Source organism: Bartonella sp. AP36NXGY (assembly GCF_042195865.1).
GTDB lineage: Bacteria > Pseudomonadota > Alphaproteobacteria > Rhizobiales > Rhizobiaceae > Bartonella.
The window spans coordinates 1-2,675 of sequence record NZ_JBHIPD010000064.1; the positions used below are offsets into that span (position 1 = coordinate 1).

General features: G+C 34.6%; 4 protein-coding genes and 1 pseudogene. All 5 read left to right on the plus strand.

Translation table 11 applies throughout. From position 1 onward, the window contains the following. Positions 1-302: pseudogene (locus tag ACFINX_RS09615) on the plus strand (hypothetical protein); the annotation flags it as partial. Between the two features lie 245 nt (positions 303-547). Beyond that, positions 548-928 (plus strand): helix-turn-helix domain-containing protein, encoded by a 381-nt coding sequence (locus tag ACFINX_RS09620; protein WP_375668755.1) that lies wholly within the window; start codon positions 548-550, stop codon positions 926-928. A gap of 141 nt (positions 929-1,069) precedes the next feature. Further along, positions 1,070-1,522, plus strand: a complete 453-nt coding sequence (ssb, locus tag ACFINX_RS09625) for a single-stranded DNA-binding protein (RefSeq protein ID WP_375620506.1) — start codon at positions 1,070-1,072, stop codon at positions 1,520-1,522. A gap of 12 nt (positions 1,523-1,534) precedes the next feature. After that, complete coding sequence (locus tag ACFINX_RS09630) at positions 1,535-2,083, plus strand: hypothetical protein (RefSeq protein WP_375657558.1); 549 nt, start codon at positions 1,535-1,537, stop codon at positions 2,081-2,083. Between the two features lie 328 nt (positions 2,084-2,411). After that, positions 2,412-2,675, plus strand: a 264-nt coding sequence (locus tag ACFINX_RS09635) for a hypothetical protein (RefSeq protein ID WP_375668756.1), incomplete at its 3' end; no start/stop codon positions are given.

The following is a 2,675-nucleotide window of genomic DNA, read 5'->3' on the forward strand; positions in this document are numbered from 1 at the left end:
CAACGGGTTGGGTGAAACTAACACGTGATTTACAACAGTATTTGCACAGACTCTTAAAACTAATAAGTTTAGCGCTTGTCGTTTTAATTTTCCCAAGTAGTTATAAAGAAACGGTCTCTTTACCTATTATTTCTAAGTACGTGGAGCATAAGCTTTCTTTTTCATTGGATACCGTATTTGGGTATTTAGACATTGTACTTTGGTACTATTTTTTATGCTGTGTATTGTTTCTTATGTTTCGTACACGCAATTTAATAAACATATCCATCTACATACTACAGTCTTGTACTAAAAAGCCATAGTAAAATCTCCGATTTATAAGACTTTTTTGGTTAATCGGTATTGTATCTTCTTAACATCGATTGATGAAATCAACAAAACATCAAAAAACACCTAAAAAGGCACGTAACGATGACTCATATCTGCTCACCATTAAGATATCCAGGCGGCAAGGCTATACTTTATGGAAAAGTCAAAGAAATTTTTGAAAAAAACACAATATCATTTCTCAAAGCAGCTTGATTGCATGAATAGGAGTTTTAATCACATGCTTACACTATTTGGCAAAACTTTACGCAAAATTCGCCTTGATCGCTTTGAACGGCTCTTAGATATGGCTGATAAACTAGGCATATCTGTAGCATTTTTATCTTCTGTTGAGATTGGCAAGAAATCTGTTCCAGTAGGAATGGAAGAAAAGATCATAAAGCTGTACGCTTTAGATCAAAACATGGCTTCTCTTTTAAGAAAAGAGGCTGATATTTGCCGAAAGAATTTTATAATGAATTCTTCTGATCCACTTAACCATGAAATGGCTAACACGTTTTGTAGAACTTTTAAACACCTTTCACAACAAGAGCTAACAGAGTTTAAGGAATTTATGGTGAAAATGGAAAAGAAACGCTGCTTGCAAAATAAAATCCCTTGATCTCCTTATCTTATACGTACACCACAAAACGTAATGTTATATGTTAATAATTAATAATATATCATTGAAATAATTGAAAAAATAATAAAATTATGCTAAGATTTTTTACATATTTAAATACAAATTTAAGGTAACTAAAATATGCTAAATAAAGTGACGTTAATCGGGCGCCTTGGTGCCAATCCCGAAAGCAAAACAATGAATTCTGGAGCAGAAATAGTCAATTTTAGTATAGCGACTTCTGAGAGCTATACAGATAAAAAAACCAATCAAAAAGTAGAGAAAACAGAATGGCATTCCGTGGTGATTTTTAATCCACATTTGGCAAAAATTGCACTTCAGTATCTAAACAAAGGTTCAAAGGTTTACATAGAAGGAAAATTACAGACACGCAAATGGCAAGATAAAAATGGGCATGACCGTTACACAACAGAGATTGTCTTACCACAATTCAAAGGTGAATTGTATTTGCTTGATGCAAAGAAAGATCAATCGGCATCCCCTACCCCTTCACCTATTACTTCTCAAAATTATGCTATCGCTTCAGGGGCTCAAGATTATAGAACGGCTCTTAACGATAGCGTCCCATTCTGATTGAAAAAAAATATGACAAAAAGAAAAAAACGTGCAAAACGCGGTCGTCCTCGGATTAAAGGATGTATCAGAGAACCAAATGGACGTATCTCACGAGCAAAAACACCGCATGAACCCATGGATAAATTGGCAATTGAAATGCGTGCCAAACGCTTCTGTTTGACCATAGAAGAGGCTAAAAATCCGCTTTCCGGTACCTATATCGGGCGGCTTTATTTGCAAGGCGAAATAAATCAAGACCAATATGATGCTGCGCAAAAATATCTTGAAGTGAAAAATGACTATTCGTGTGCAAAAGGTTTGCCAAGTGCTGTTTATGATAAAATGCCCTCATCTTCTGATGAGACAGCAAAAGAAAAATGGATTAAATTTGCAACAGAACAGTTTTCAAACATGCAAGAGGCTATCAAAGAAGCACAACACCTCTATAGACAGTATAATCTTTATGCCGCGATACAACATCTTGTTATAGAAAACCAAACATTACCACATCTTGTTAGTTCTTTGCGTATTGCTCTAAATGCTCTCCAGAAGTATTTTTATCCAAAAAATAAATGGTAAATGCTTTAACGTATAAACGATTTTTGGGAACGGAATATTTGCATCATTTGTTTGTAAAGCAGCATATTTAGGTGAAAAAAATAAAAAATACACAATATATTGATTTTTTTGTTGACAATATGTGAAAAGTCGTATTTAATGACGCTGCTGTACTGGTCGAATTGCGTCCAAAATTCAAAAATATCCTCTAAAAATTTAGTAAAATGTGATCTTGAAACGTGGCTAGAAAGCCCTGTTTTCTGGGTAATTCTGACTAATCTATTTTTCAAATAACAAAAATCAATAATTGACTAATGATGTCATTAATTATGACGCAAAAGGAGCAATGATGAAAGCTGTCATCACTAAGCCAATGTGTGTTGTTGGAGACAATAAAAGCACTGTTCGCTTTGAACCATCAACACCCAATAATCCATTTGTTGAAGTTTCTAATCAAGTCTACGCACGTCTCAAGCGCGCCAATGCCGCTAAACCTTTTGTTGACGTCAAGACAACAGCAAAAACAGATAAGGCAATTGAACAAATTAAACAGATAGAACAAGAAGCCGTACAAACATCGTCTGAACCAGTGACAGAGGAAATTCCACTCGAA